This window comes from Halorientalis marina (genome assembly GCF_023028345.1).
GTDB classification, from domain to species: domain Archaea; phylum Halobacteriota; class Halobacteria; order Halobacteriales; family Haloarculaceae; genus Halorientalis; species Halorientalis marina.
Window position 1 is genome coordinate 3,180,040 of the sequence record NZ_CP095487.1, and the last position, 12,142, is coordinate 3,192,181.

Consider the following 12,142-nt stretch of genomic DNA (forward strand, 5'->3'; position numbering starts at 1 on the left):
CCTAAGGAGGCTTCCGTTCTCAGCCGGCCAGCAGCGACGGGGCGAAGATCATCACGACGAGCCCCGCGACCATCGTCAGGCTGGTGACGATGGTCACCGCGGTCGTCAGCCGGCGGCCGCCTTCGATGGGGAGCCGCGAGACGACCGCCTCCGTGCTCGTCCGGAGGATGTGGCCGCCGTCGAGCGGGAAGGAGGGGATGCAGTTGAAGAAGCCGAGCTGGAGGTTGATCCACCCGGTCCAGAAGGCGGCGTTGGCGAGGGTAAAGAGCCAGCCGCCAAGCGCCCCCAGCAGGGCGCCGTCCTTCGGGACGTAGAAGTTCGCGATCATCGGGACGAACCCGGCGAAATTGTACGCGATGTTCGGCGAGATCGCGGCGATCAGCGGCAGGCCGAGCACGAACAGCACGCGCTGGACGATGTTGCCGCCGAAGGGGTCGGTCGCCCCCTCGCCGCCGCCCCCGAGGACCGCGAGGAACGTCTCGGCCGGGTACGCGTCGATTCCGATGTCGTCGACGGTGATGCCGCTCGTCCCGGAACTCGGGACGGTGCCCATCGAGGGCCACTGGCGGTTCTCGTCGGCGACGAGGGACACGTCGTAGGTGACCGGGCGGTCGCGGTCGTCGCCGGGCACGTAGGCGACGATCCGAACGGTGTCGCCGGGGTCGCGGGCCCGGAGTTCGTCCCGGAGCGTCTCCCAGTCCGGCGTGCGCGTCCCGTCGATGCTGGTGACGATGACCGACCTGTCAGGCGGCGCGCCGGCCGCGACCAGCGGGACGTCGTCCGCGACGGGCGTGACGAGCGCGCCGACGGGGAGCGTGGCGTTTCCGGCCGTCGTCGAGATGGTCGCGACCGACCGGTTCACGACCGCGCGGTCGAAGTCGCGCTCGGTGAAGACCCCCGAACCGTTGACGGCCGTGATCCGCGGCGGTGAGTCGCCGCTCAGGTCGACCCCTTCGTCGGCCAGCCGGCCGTCCAGGATGCCGGAGACGGCTCTAGTCAGCAGTAGCGTCCGCTCGACCGTCACCGTCGAGTTGTCCTTGCGCCCGATCTCGACCGACCGCCCGCTCGTGTTCGCGAGGACGGCGTCGAAGGCGTCCTCGTCGGTCACCGGCTGGCCGTCGACGCTCGTGATCACGTCGCCGCGCTCTATACCGGCCTGGTCGGCGGAGGACTCCGGCGCCACGTCACCGACGGGCACACCGCCGACGACGGTGATCGCGCCGATGATCGGCCCGAAGAGAAGGACGAAGGCGAGAATCGTGATCGCGAAGTTGTTGGTCACGCCGGCGGCGAACATCCGCGTCTGCCCGCCGCGGTCGGCCTGGTCACGACTCTCCTCGTCCGGTTCGACGAAGGCCCCGACGGGAATGAACGCGAAGAGGGCAAGCCCCATCGAGTCGATCTCGATGTCCTCGACGCGACAGAGCAGGCCGTGGCCCCCTTCGTGGACGACCAGGCCGAGAAGGAGGCCGAAGACGATCTCCGGGGCGGCCGCGAGCGGGAGGAACTCGTTGACCCCGGGAATCACGAGCACGTTCTGTGGGTTCCGGACCGGCTGTGCCTCCGGGCGCTGGAACGCCTGGATGGCCGTGAAGATGACGACGACGAACGAGCCGACCATCACTACGAGCGCCGAGCCGACGCCGACGTTCGCCCAGGCGCGCCAGAACCGTTTCGGCCGCGCCAGCCAGTTTAGAAAGGCGCGACCACGCTTGGTGTGGATCGTCGTGAGCGGACCCTGAACCCGGACGGATTCGGGGAGGATCCCGCGGGTCCGCAACGCCATCAACACGACCGTATAGAGGAGCACACCGGCCAGCACCCACGTCAGCGTGCGTACCATCGTGCGAATCGTGGAGCCTGTCGGTCAAGAGGGTTCCGTTCACGCCTCCCGGCGGAGCCGGTCGAGGACGAACTGCTCGTCCAGCGCCGCGAGGAACGGGCCGAGCCGCGGGCCGTTGTCGGTATCGAGGAAGAGCCGATAACCCGCCTCGAAGAAATCGGCCACCTCGACGTCGTGGCGCTTCGCCGTCTCGTAGATTTCGCCCTGAATCTCCTCGCCATCGTCGGTCGTCTCGACGAAGTCCGCGAGGTCGTCCAGCGCGGCCTCCGTCGCGGCGTCGACATCGACCGCGGGAAGGTCCTCGGCCAGCCGGTAGTTGTACTCGTTGTCCGTGCGCTCGGCCCAGGCGCGGGCCTTCTCGACGCGAGCGAGCGCGTCGTGGACCGCGTCCACGGGGGCGTCCTCAGGGACGTGTCCCTCCCGGCGGGCCATCGTCTCCCGGAGTTCGAGGTCGTCGGTCATGCCCAGGACGGCGGCGAAGGTGAAGGGGATCCGGAACCGCTCGGGCGTGACCTCGTCGACGAGCAGGGGATAGACGCGGTCGGCGAGGGCCTGCTCGTCCTCGTCGGCGTCGACCTCGCCGTAGTAGACCCGTTCGAGCCGGTCGAACTCGTCGACGAGCTGGTCGAGCGTCCCGATGGCGAAATCGCGCTGTTTCCGGGGGTCCTTGGTGAAGAAGTAGCGGAACACCTCGGGTTCGAGCAGGTCGAGCACCTCGGCGACGGTGACGACGTTGCCGGACGACGAGGAGAGGGCGTCGCCGTTCAGCGTGAACCACTCGTAGACCATCGGGACCGGCGGTTCGACGTCCAGGACGTTCCGGGCGATGTCCACGCCGCTGGGCCAGGACCCCTCGGCGTGGTCCTTCCCGAACGGCTCGAAGTCGACGCCCAGCACCTGCCACTGGGCGGGCCACTCGAAGCGCCACGGGAGTTTGCCCTCCCGGAAGGTGGCCGTCCCCTCGTGCCCGCAGCCCTCGATGGGGCGGTCGCCGGCCTCTACGTCCTCACAGACGTACGCGACGGTCCGCTCGTCGAGGTCCACGTCGGTCACCCGGCCGGTGAGTTTCCCGCACTCGCCGCACTGCGGGGTGAACGGGACGTACTCATCGTCGACGCTGCCCTGGTACTCGGCGAGGACCTTGCGGGCCTGTTCGCGGTGGTCGAGCAGGTGCGCGGTCACGTCCTCGAAGGCCCCTTCCTCGTAGAGGTCGGTGTTCGAGACGAACTCGACGGGCACGTCCACCAGCTCGGCGCTGTCGAGCAGAAGTTGGGTGAAGTGGTCGCCGTAGGAGTCACAGCAGCCGAACGGGTCGGGAATGTCGGTGTACGGTTTGCCGAGGTTCGAGCCGACAGCGCCGGAGTCCACCGAGTCGTGGCCGAAGTCGACGACGTTCCAGTCGAGATCCGCGAGCGTCCGGGGAATCTTCCGGAGCGGGTCGCGGTCGTCGGTGGTGAACACCTGCCGGACCTCGTGGCCGCGGTCCCGGAGCGCCTCGGCGACGAAGTAGTTGCGCAGAATCTCGTTGAAGTGGCCGATGTGCGGGACGCCCGAGGGCGAGACGCCGCCCTTGATGACGATGGGGTCGGCGGGGTCGCTGGCTTCGATGGCATCGGCGACGGCGTCGGCCCAGAAGGCGCGCTCGCTCGCCGTGCTCTTGTAGGGGTCGTAGATTTCCTCGTCGGTCCACTCCGTGGCGACGTCGTCGCTCCCCTCCGCGCTCATTCGGGATCACCGGGGCGTATCTCGGTGCCGTCGTGGTCGTCCGCCCGGACGGCCCGCGCGACGGCCTCGGGCTCTGTGCCGTCCAGCACGATGGCCCGGAGGCCGGCGCGGCCGATGATCTTCGCCGCGAGCAGGTCCACGGGGGCGTTACTGCCGGCGTCCATCTCGATGTCGGCGATGACGTCGACCAGTTCGGCGGGGCTCAGTTCGTCGAACCTCGTCGCGTCGGGGTCCTCGTTGGGGTCGGCGCTGAAGACGCCGGGGACGCTCGTGGCGTAGACGAGCAGGTCGGCGTTGACGTACTCGGCGACGGCGGCGCTGACGGCGTCCGTGGTCTGTGCGGCGGCGACGCCGCCCATGACGGGGATGTCCCCGCGGTGGAAGGCGGCGCCGGCCTCCTCGTAGGTCTCGGGCGGGGTCGGCGCGGCCCGGTCGCCGAGCGCGGCGATGAGCAACTGTGCGTTCAGACGCGTGACGCTGATGCCCAGTTCGTCGAGCTGAATCTCGTTGGCGCCGAGTTCGCGGGCGGTCGTGATGTAGTCGCGGGCGGTCGGACCGCCGCCGACGACGATGCCGAGCTGGTGGCCCTCGTCGGCCAGCGACTCGATGACGTCGGCGTAGGCGCGGACGCGCTCGGGGTCGAGGTCGGGCGCGAGAACGCTCCCGCCGACGGAGACGACGACTTTCATTACCCGCGGGTTGCCCCGAGGCGGGCTTAAGGGTTGATACTCCGGGACGCTCGACCGGGTCGCCCACGAGCCGAAAGGCTATCCGCCTCGCGCGCCAGGGCGAGAACATGAAGGTACTCGGCGTAGTCGGCCCCTCGGACGCGGGCAAAACGTCGCTCGTCGAGCGGCTGGTCGACCGGCTCGGCGAGCGCGGCTCGGTGGCGACGGTGAAACACTGCACCCACGAACCCGACGTGGACACGGCGGGGAAAGACACCGCCCGCCACCGCGCGGCCGGGGCCGACGTGACCTACGGTCTCACAGACGACGACGGCTGGTTCGCTGCCGGCGCGGACAGAAGCCTCGGGGAGACGCTGGACGACCTGGCCCCCGACTACGACTACGTCGTCATCGAGGGGTACAGCGGCGCCGCAGTCCCGCAGGTCGTGCTCGGCGACCGCGAGCACCGCGGCGAGGCGCTGGCGACCGGCGAGACGGCCGACGCCATCGACACCGGCGAGATACTGGACGCGCTGGCGGAGACCGAACCCCACGAGACGCTGGGCTCGCTCGTCCAGCGTGTCAAGGAATCCCCGCGGGCGGAACGGGCCGGCGCAATCGCCACGTTCACCGGCCGGGTCCGTGCGAAGGATTCGCCCGACGACGAGCCGACGAAGTCCCTGGAGTTCGAGAAGTACGAGGGCGTCGCCGACGACCGCATGGAGGCGATCAGCGCGGAGCTGGAAGAGCGAGAGGGCGTCCTCGACGTGGTGATGCACCACCGCACGGGCGTCATCGACTACGGGGAGGACATCGTGTTCGTCGTCGTCCTCGCCGGCCACCGCGGAGAGGCGTTCCGAACTGTGGAAGACGGCATCAATCGGCTCAAAGACGAGGTCCCCCTGTTCAAGAAGGAGGTCACCGTCGACGAGGAGTTCTGGGTCCACGAACGGGAGTGACACGACCCCGCCCGAACGGCTCGGCGGCCGGGGGGGCGGCTGTGCGCTCGACGGACCAACTCGCGATAAACCGGCAACAAAATCCTTCTTTGATGGGGAGCAAGCGGTGTCACACGGAGGTCTGACGCCGTTCCCGGGATTGGGAAATAGAAGGGTCAGAGAAGTTTGTAAAACGTCTAAAGGTGTCTGATGGTGTTTTAAAACGTCGGTTTCGACCCAACAGAACCGCAAAAGGTCGGAAACAGACCCTAAACGCACCGAAGCTTCCACCCTTTATATGGGGTGGTGGCGGGAAGGGGGAAGTGAGGTGTCAGACATGAGCGCAACAACGCAGCCCTCCACCGACAGCAAAGAAGAGCGACTCAAGTCGTACCTGAACCAGAAGGCGAGCGACGGCGAGATATACTTCAAATCGAAGTTCATCGCCGACGAGGTCGGCCTCTCCCCGAAGGAGATCGGCGCCCTGATGGTCAAACTGAAAGACTCCGCCAAGGAGATCGAGATCGAGAAGTGGTCGTACACGAGCGCGACCACCTGGCGAATCGAACCCGCGTAACTGACACCGCACCGCGACCGACCCCCGCCCGACGGCGGTTCCCCGGGCCGCTCCGCCACCGGTTCCCCCGAGCGGCCCGCCCCGGTTCCCCGGACCCCCCACTCCCCGACGTTCTCCCCGTTTTTCACACGCACACCGACGGGGCTGTCGTCGTCCGGTTTCGCCGCCGAATCGGGCACCGGATTTATCCCGATTCCTGTCGTACGTGTGGTCGATGGATGCCCGGGAAGCCCCGGCTGGCGCGCCGCCCGTCGAGCGCATCGAGTCGGCGTTTCGCGTCCGGGAGGTCAGACGCGACGGGGACGCCGTCCTGTACGTCGGCCAGCCGACGGCAGACTCGGACGCGCTCGAACGGGACCTCTGGCCGGTCTTCCGCGAGCACGGGTACGAGGTCTCGCTCCGTCGCCGATACGAACCCGAGACCGGACCACGGGTGCTCCCCGGGAACTACGTACTGGTCGCGGAACCGCAGTCGGTCGGTCTCGACGGCGTCCCGTGGCTGAACGTCGCGCTGTTCGTGTTGACCGCCGTCTCGACGCTGTTCGCCGGCCACTGGTGGTACGGCATCGACGTGAGCGCGGACCCGGCGGCCATCGTCCAGGCGTGGCCGTTCACCGTCGCCGTCCTCGGCGTGCTCGGCGTCCACGAACTCGGCCACTACGTCATGAGCCGGTACCACCGCGTGAGCGCGAGCCTGCCCTACTTCATCCCGTTTCCGACCATCTTCGGGACGATGGGCGCGGTCATCAAGATGCGCGGGCGCATCCCCGACCGCCGCGCCCTGTTCGACATCGGCGTCGCCGGTCCGCTGGCCGGGCTCGTCGCGACGGGCGTCGTCACCGTCGTCGGCCTCTATATGGACCCCGTCTCCATCCCCATCCCCGAGAGCGGCGAGGCCGTCTTCGTCGATTTCAACTACCCACTGCTCCTGCACGCGCTCGCGGACCTCACCGGCCAGCCGCTCCGGTACGCCGACCCGTCGCTGTCTGTCAACCCCGTCGTCATGGGCGGCTGGATCGGGATGTTCATCACGTTCCTCAATCTCCTGCCCGTCGGCCAGCTCGACGGCGGCCACATCGTCCGGGCCATCCTCGGCGAGCGGACGGAGACGTTCAGCGCCTTCGTCCCGGCCGGCCTCTTCGGCCTCTCGGGCTACCTCTTTTTCGCACAGGGCGGCCGCGCGGTGTTCATCTGGTTCGTCTGGGGTCTGTTCGCGCTCGGCCTGGCCTACGCTGGCCCCACGACGCCCGTCCGCGACGAACCGCTCGACCGGACGCGGGTGGCCGTCGGCGTGCTCACGTTCGCGCTCGGGCTGGCCTGTTTCACGCCGATTCCACTCGAAATCGTCAGGGTGTGACGCTCACTTCCCGACAAAGGTCGGCCTACTCCCCGTGGGTATAGCCCCGGTCGGGCAGCGGGTCGCCGTCGAGACGGACGCCCTCGGTCGGGTCGGTGGCGGTCCCGACCCGCGTGACGCTCACGTCGACCAGCGACCGGACCGCGGGGAGGTCGGCCTCCGGGACGGTGAAGACCAGCTCGAAGTCCTCGCCGAAGAACGCGCCGAGTTCGAGTCGCTCGCCAGGGTCGTCGGCGACCGCATCGACGGCGTCGTCGATGGGCAGCGGCGTCTCGACCGCGAAGCCGCAGTCGCTGGCCTCGGCGAGCTGGTGGAGCGAGCGCGCGAGGCCGTCACTGGAGTCCATCATCGCCGTCGCGTGCGGGCGGAGCGCCAGGCCGGGGACGATTCGGGGTGGGAAGCGAAAGAGGTCGTTCGCGCGCTCGGTCTCGCCGGCCTCGAACAGCCGGAGCGCGGCGCCGCTGCGTCCGAGCGTCCCGGTGACACAGACGGCCTCGCCGGGGCTGGCACCGGACCGGCGGACGGGGTCGTCGGTCCGGCCGAGGGCGGTCGTCGCGACGGTGAACTCGTCGTGGCCGTCGAGGTCGCCGCCGACGTACTCGGCCTCGACGTACTCACAGACGTCGCGTGCGCCCTCGACGAACGGGACGAGTTCGGCTTCCTCGAAGGTCGGCGCGCCGTAGACGGCGACGGCGGCGGTGGCCTCGGCACCCATCGCGGCCACGTCGGAGAGCGACGCCCCGACCGCCCGCCACCCGGCGGTGTATCTGGTCGTCCCGGTGGGGAAGTCCGTGCGCTCGTGGAGCATATCGGTGGTGAGGACCTGTTCGCCGACGACCGCGGCGTCGTCGCCGGCGGCCGGGAGTCGCTCGCCGAGCAAAGCGAGCGCCGCTCGTTCGTCCATGCCCCTCCTTCGGGTGCGATACCAAAAATTGACAGGTCGCCGGGAGCGCGAGCGGAGGCGACGGGGTCCGTGGGGGCGGAACTGGTCCGGTGGGTTCAAGCGCCCCACGGCCGACGGAGCGGGCATGGACGGTGACCGGACGGCGACGATCCTCGGGTTCGCGGGCGCGCTCGTCGTCCTCCTCGTGCTGTTCTGGTTCGTCGGCGTCGGCGAGGTGGTCGACGCACTGACGAGTGCCGATCCCCCAACCGTCGCCCTGGTCGCCGCGGTGGCGCTGTTCTGGCTCAGCTGCTGGGGGATGGCGTTGCACACCGTTCTCGGGGCGCTCGGCGTGTCGATCTCGGCGCCGAAGGCCGTCCTCGTGTTCTCGGCGGCCGTCTTCTCGAACAACGTCACGCCGTTCGGGCAGGCCGGTGGCGAACCCCTCTCGGCACTTCTGATCTCGCGGGCCACCGACAGCGAGTACGAGACGGGGCTGGCGGCCATCGCGAGCGTCGACGCGCTTCATTTCGTCCCCTCGGTCGGCCTCGCAGTGGTCGGGCTGAGCATCTTCGCGGTCCGAACGGTGACCTTCGGACGCAACGTCCTCATCGCCGCGGCCGCGGTCGGGGCGCTGGCGCTGGCGATTCCGGTCGCGGTCTACATCGGCTGGCGCTACCGATACGAACTCGAAGCGGCCGTCGTCCGGGCCCTCACGCCGATCATCAGCGGCATCGCGCGGCTGGTCCCCGGCCGCGAGCCGCCGTCGGCCGCGGCCATCGAGCGTCGGATCGAGAGCTTTTTCGCCGCCATCGACCGGGTCGCCAACAGCCGGTCGACCATCGTGATCGCCGTCGGGTTCTCCCTGGGCGGCTGGCTCGCGCTCGTGACCTCGCTGTGGCTCTCGGCGACCGCGCTCGGCGCCTCGATCCCGTTCGCGGCCGCCCTGATCGTCATCCCCGCCGGCTCCATCGCCGGAATCACGCCGCTCCCGGGCGGACTCGGCGGCATCGAGGCCGCGTTCGTCGTCCTGCTGATCTCGACGACGGGGATCGCCCCGGCCGTCGCGAGTGCGGCCGTCGTCATCCACCGCGGCGCGACCTACTGGTTCCCGACCGTCCTCGGGGGCGGGACGGCGGCCGCGCTCGGGGCGCGACACGGCCGGAAGCGACGGAGTGGCGACGACTGACCGGGCGTGTGTCGCCGTCCCGCGCCGAGCCGCTAACGATGCGCTTTTATGACGGCGGGCGGAATCGAGTTGCAATGACGACGCTCTACGACGTACCCGCTGAGGACCTCATCGAGGCGGTCGCGGAAGAACTCGCCGAGGAGGACGCAGTGGACGAACCGGACTGGGCACAGTTCACGAAAACCGGCGTGGGCCGGGAACTGCCCCCCGAACAGGAGGACTTCTGGCAGCGCCGTGCCGCGTCGATCCTCCGGAAGGTCGCCATCGACGGGCCGGTCGGCGTCGGCTCGCTCGAATCGGCCTACGGCGACTCCAAGAAAGGCTCCACGCGCTACCGGACCCGACCGCCCCAGAAGACCGGCGCCTCCGGGAAGATCATCCGGACGGTCCTCCAGCAGCTCGAAGAGGCGAACCTCATTCACACGGCACAGGGCGAGGGCCGGAAGGTCACCGGCGACGGCCGCGCGCTGCTCGACGACACCGCGGAGGCGGTCCTCGAGGACCTCGACCGCCCCGAACTCGAACGGTACGCGTGAACCCACCCCGAGCTCAAGCCTCGGGGCTTTCTGCTTCTACGACGCGCTTTGCAGGAACTGAGAGGGTTCCCGTAGGGAGCGCAGTCTGCACGGGCGTTGACGAATCGCTCTGCGATTCGTTCGCACACCAGAAATCTTTGATTTCTGGGGACGTTGATTCGGAGCGCCCCGCCCCTATCTGTGAGCGACCGCGAGAAAGGATGTTCTTCGCCGCGTTCGGGTCCCTGTCCTCGGTGTGACCGCACGCTGGACAAGAGTGTTCTCGGGTCCAGAGTGGTTTTGACGTTTCCACACCGCACTCCGAACACTCTTTGGTCGTTCCTGCTGGTTCGACTCGAACGACGTGGGTACCATGCAGGTCGGCTTTGTACTCCAAGAGGTCCAGAAACCGTGACCATGCGGCGTCCTGCTTGTTCTTGGCGTTCTGGCTGGTTTCCAGCATCGGCTTTACGTCCAAATCCCCGACGGTCACCAAATCGTACTCTCGAACCAGCCACGTCGTAAGTTTGTGCTGATAGTCCAGCACTTTCCGTTTGATTTGCCGCTTTGCCGTGGCGACCTTCTGCCGTTGTCTCTCCCAGTTGTTCGAGCCGTGCTGTTTGCGGTCGAGTTTCCGCTGTTCGCGCCCGTAGCGGTCGTACTCGTCGGACAGGTCGAGCATATCCACCGCCGTATCGTCGCTGGGGTCGAGCCCCGTGGCACTCGCCTTGAACCGCCTGTAGAGCGGTTCTTCTCCCGTCTCACTCCACGCTCTCAGCCGCAGTATTTTCCGCCCGACTCAGTGGCGGTGCTCGCTCCATTTCGGCCATCGACGCCGTCTGGTAGCCGAGGAGACCGGTCCCGATTACGAGCAGACCGAGGCCGAGCCGGAGGTCGTTCGGGATTGGGAGAAACGGGCTGACGCCCAGCAGGCCGGCACCGTTGACGAGACCGATCCCGAGGCCCGTCCAGCGCTTGTCGCGCCAGGCCGTGCCCGTGGCGCGGTCGGGGTACCGCTGGTAGATACGGACGAGGACGCCGGCGCTGGCGCCCCAGAGGAGGCCGGTGAACAGCGCGAGCGACGGGAAGCCGAGCAGCCAGTACGAGCCGCCGCCGACGAGTGCGGTGACGGCGACCGTCGCGAGCCAGGGGAGGGCTCTGTGGACCATATCCGGCCGTGCAACCGCCGGAAACAAATACTTCGGTGGTGGCGGGGCGGTGGCGGAGGCGGTGCGGTGGCGGCAAGCGGTTGTACCGGACGCGACCGCAGGGAGCGTCCGGCCTTTTTCACCCACGTTTTTGCGAGGAGCGGTCGCGGCTCCGCCGCGACCCGACGAGCAAAAAGGTGGGGTTCGGAGCGTTAGGGTTTTTGGGCGCACCCACCAAAGTGGGGATAGCTATGAGTGGCGAGCCTGACGACGAGGAACTCGAACGACTGCGCCAGGAAAAGATGGAGAAGCTGCGGGAACAGCAGCAGCAGGGCGGCGGCGGTGGCGAGGAGATGGAGGCCCAGCGCCAGCAGGCCGAGGCCCAGAAGAAGGCCCTGCTCCGCCAGCACCTGACCGACGGGGCGCGCAAGCGCCTGAACACGGTGAAGATGTCGAAGCCGGAGTTCGGCGAGAAGGTGGAACAGCAGGTCGTGGCGCTGGCACAGAGCGGCCGGATCCAGGGACAGATCGACGAGGAGAAGATGAAAGAGTTGTTGTCGGAGCTCAAGCCGGACTCGAAGAGCTTCGACATCGAGCGGCGCTAGATGGACGTCGGGCTGTCGTTCAGCGGCGGGAAAGACTCCGCGCTCGCCGCCCTGGTGCTCGACTCGTTTTACGACGTGACGCTCGTCTGTGGGACGTTCGGGATCACCGACGACGCCGACCACGCGGCCGAGGCGGCGGCGGCGCTCGGCTACCCCTTCGAGCGGCTGGAGCTGGACGAGGCGGTGGCCCACGAAGCCGTCGAACGGATGGTTGCGGACGGCTACCCCCGGAACGGCATCCAGCGGGTCCACGACCACGCGCTGGAACGGCTCGCCGGGCAGGGGTTCGACGCCATCGCGGACGGGACCCGGCGCGACGACCGCGTGCCGACGGTCTCGCGGGCGAAGGCCCAGAGCCTGGAGGACCGCTACGGCGTGGACTACCTCGCGCCGCTGTCGGGGTTCGGGCGCGGAGCCGTCGATGCCCTCGTCGCCGAGCAGTTGGAGGTGGAGGTCGGCCCGAGCGAACAGCTACCGAAAGGCGACTACGAGGCGGAACTCCGGGCGCTGATCCGCGAGGAGTACGGCGACGAACGGGTGCACGAGGTGTTTCCCGACCACGACCAGACGCGGGTGGTCGGGCTGCGGGACGGGGAGTGAGCGGGCGGGGTCGTCGCGGTACCGGATCGGGGCCGGGCACGGGCGGCGTGGCCGGCGGGCCGGGCGCCCGGGAAGGACAGTTTCAAGCGCGCGC

12 protein-coding genes and 1 pseudogene are annotated in these 12,142 nt (G+C 68.7%); 7 read left to right on the plus strand and 6 right to left on the minus strand.

The genetic code is table 11. From position 1 onward, the window contains the following. Positions 1 to 19: 19 nt before the first annotated feature. From MUG96_RS16385 to pyrH, 3 genes are read right to left on the minus strand one after another with little or no spacing between them, the layout of a single operon-like run. On the minus strand, positions 20 to 1,843 hold the full coding sequence (locus MUG96_RS16385; RefSeq protein ID WP_246984462.1) for a site-2 protease family protein: 1,824 nt from the start codon (positions 1,841 to 1,843) through the stop codon (positions 20 to 22). 39 nt (positions 1,844 to 1,882) lie between these two features. Beyond that, positions 1,883 to 3,568: a lysine--tRNA ligase gene (lysS, locus tag MUG96_RS16390; protein WP_246984463.1), complete on the minus strand. Its 1,686-nt coding sequence runs from the start codon at positions 3,566 to 3,568 to the stop codon at positions 1,883 to 1,885. After that, positions 3,565 to 4,257 carry a UMP kinase gene (pyrH, locus tag MUG96_RS16395; protein ID WP_246984464.1) on the minus strand — a complete coding sequence of 231 codons (693 nt, stop codon included), beginning with the start codon at positions 4,255 to 4,257 and terminating at the stop codon, positions 3,565 to 3,567. Before pyrH ends, lysS begins: the two co-directional genes overlap by 4 nt. Before the next feature lie 107 nt (positions 4,258 to 4,364). Between pyrH and MUG96_RS16400 the strand changes: the two genes are divergently transcribed. From MUG96_RS16400 to MUG96_RS16410, 3 genes are all read left to right on the plus strand, one after another. Further along, positions 4,365 to 5,195, plus strand: a complete 831-nt coding sequence (locus MUG96_RS16400; RefSeq protein WP_246984465.1) for a molybdopterin synthase — start codon at positions 4,365 to 4,367, stop codon at positions 5,193 to 5,195. Between the two features lie 316 nt (positions 5,196 to 5,511). Then, complete coding sequence (locus tag MUG96_RS16405) at positions 5,512 to 5,751, plus strand: DUF7123 family protein (RefSeq protein ID WP_246984467.1); 240 nt, start codon at positions 5,512 to 5,514, stop codon at positions 5,749 to 5,751. 214 nt (positions 5,752 to 5,965) lie between these two features. Continuing rightward, positions 5,966 to 7,108 carry a site-2 protease family protein gene (locus tag MUG96_RS16410; RefSeq protein ID WP_246984469.1) on the plus strand — a complete coding sequence of 381 codons (1,143 nt, stop codon included), beginning with the start codon at positions 5,966 to 5,968 and terminating at the stop codon, positions 7,106 to 7,108. 25 nt (positions 7,109 to 7,133) lie between these two features. Here the strand turns inward: MUG96_RS16410 and thiL are convergent, their stop codons facing one another. Next, a complete protein-coding gene (gene thiL, locus MUG96_RS16415; protein ID WP_246984471.1) occupies positions 7,134 to 8,012 on the minus strand; it encodes a thiamine-phosphate kinase in 879 nt (292 codons plus the stop codon). 124 nt (positions 8,013 to 8,136) lie between these two features. Between thiL and MUG96_RS16420 the strand changes: the two genes are divergently transcribed. After that, complete coding sequence (locus MUG96_RS16420; protein WP_246984473.1) at positions 8,137 to 9,180, plus strand: lysylphosphatidylglycerol synthase transmembrane domain-containing protein; 1,044 nt, start codon at positions 8,137 to 8,139, stop codon at positions 9,178 to 9,180. Positions 9,181 to 9,254: 74 nt separating this feature from the next. Beyond that, entirely contained in the window at positions 9,255 to 9,716 is a 462-nt protein-coding gene (locus MUG96_RS16425) for a 30S ribosomal protein S19e (protein WP_246984475.1), read from the plus strand. A 13-nt stretch (positions 9,717 to 9,729) separates the two neighbouring features. Here the strand turns inward: MUG96_RS16425 and MUG96_RS16430 are convergent. After that, positions 9,730 to 10,398 (minus strand): annotated as a pseudogene (locus MUG96_RS16430) (RNA-guided endonuclease InsQ/TnpB family protein); the annotation flags it as partial. Between the two features lie 58 nt (positions 10,399 to 10,456). After that, complete coding sequence (locus MUG96_RS16435) at positions 10,457 to 10,864, minus strand: sterol desaturase (protein ID WP_246984477.1); 408 nt, start codon at positions 10,862 to 10,864, stop codon at positions 10,457 to 10,459. Positions 10,865 to 11,094: 230 nt separating this feature from the next. Here MUG96_RS16435 and MUG96_RS16440 point away from each other — a divergent pair, with 230 nt between their 5' ends. Both MUG96_RS16440 and MUG96_RS16445 read left to right on the plus strand, forming a co-directional pair. Continuing rightward, on the plus strand, positions 11,095 to 11,448 hold the full coding sequence (locus MUG96_RS16440) for a DNA-binding protein (RefSeq protein WP_246984478.1): 354 nt from the start codon (positions 11,095 to 11,097) through the stop codon (positions 11,446 to 11,448). Then, entirely contained in the window at positions 11,449 to 12,048 is a 600-nt protein-coding gene (locus MUG96_RS16445) for a DUF7411 family protein (protein ID WP_246984480.1), read from the plus strand. Positions 12,049 to 12,142 lie beyond the last annotated feature (94 nt).